The 1220-nt window shown below is 42.5% G+C and carries 2 protein-coding genes; both read right to left on the reverse strand.

Annotated elements, in window-relative coordinates; all coding sequences use genetic code 11:
- A partial coding sequence (locus AB5935_RS24655) for a SusD/RagB family nutrient-binding outer membrane lipoprotein (RefSeq protein WP_368327720.1) occupies positions 1–948 on the reverse strand: 948 nt, incomplete at its 3' end.
- Between the two features lie 5 nt (positions 949–953).
- Positions 954–1220 (reverse strand): hypothetical protein (locus tag AB5935_RS24660; protein WP_368327721.1); only part of this gene is annotated, 267 nt, incomplete at its 5' end.

Below are 1220 nucleotides of genomic sequence, written 5' to 3' on the forward strand. Positions count from 1 at the left end.
TTTCTCGCCATCCTGATCGACTGTCTGCACCCCTTTGACAAACATCTTATCCAAACGCGGATCTTCATAACCTTTCATAATAGAAACCAAATCGGCACTGATACGGTAGTCATTCCAATTATTAAATAACAATTCCGAACGGTTCTCCGCCACATGAAGCATGGCGTTATCCTCATTCGATTCAATCACTCCGGCTTCCACAGCCTCCTGCGCAATACGTTGTGCTTCAGTAGGATTGACATAGCTCATACGCATGGCAATACGAAGTTGCATGGAATGTACAAACTTACGCCATTTGGAAATATTTCCGTAATACAGATCTTCCAATTTGCGGAAAGCCTCGGACGACAAGTCTTTATTTTCTTCCAGTACTTTATCCGCTTCTTCCAGTTCCTTCAGCATCTGTGTATATACTTGTTCCTGCGAATCATAAGGGACAGCCAAATCTTCACCCGAATTATCATTATCCATCATCTTCGAGTAAGGAATCGGACCATAAATATCCGTCACACGATGCATGATACAGACACGGAGGATTTTACCGAAAGCTAAAGCCACAGAATCATCCGTCTTGTTCAGCATATCACGATACTGCGGATACATATCTTTGATCGGATCGGCAAATGGAGATTTCAGCCATCCCTGTTCGGGATTGAAAGTGGAGAATTTCATCACCCAAGTGTCTACGATTCCTTCCAGATAGCCACCATAAGCTCCTCCTGCCATGGCATCCATAAACTGGTAAAGGTGCTCACGTGTAGGGATAACCAACCCCTGCATTCCTTTGAGCGTAGCACCGACAATATGATTCTCACGCTGCATTTCTTCTCCGTCCGCTTCATACATACTCCGGTTGATATCACTGTCGAAACAACCGCCCAACGGGAGCAGAAATAATGAAAGGATCATTATCAGAAGAATGTTATATATTCGTTTCATGTCCATCATAGTATTTAGAAGTTAATCTTTATATTGAAACCTATATTCCGGGTACTCGGCATCATGAAGTAGTCGATTCCCTGATAATAGTTGTTCGTAGTAGCTACTGCTTCAGGATCGAAAGGGGCTTTACAGTAGATCATCCATAAGTTACGTCCTACTAGAGATACTGTTACATCTGCAATTCCCCAAAGTTTACTTTTAGGAATAGTGTATCCGATGGACGCTTCTTGTAAGCGCAAATTTGTTGCGCTATATGTATAGTATTGTGGTAAGTTGCT

This window comes from Phocaeicola sp. RTP21198st1_B8_RTP21198_201120 (assembly GCF_040929485.1).
Classification (GTDB): domain Bacteria; phylum Bacteroidota; class Bacteroidia; order Bacteroidales; family Bacteroidaceae; genus Phocaeicola; species Phocaeicola dorei.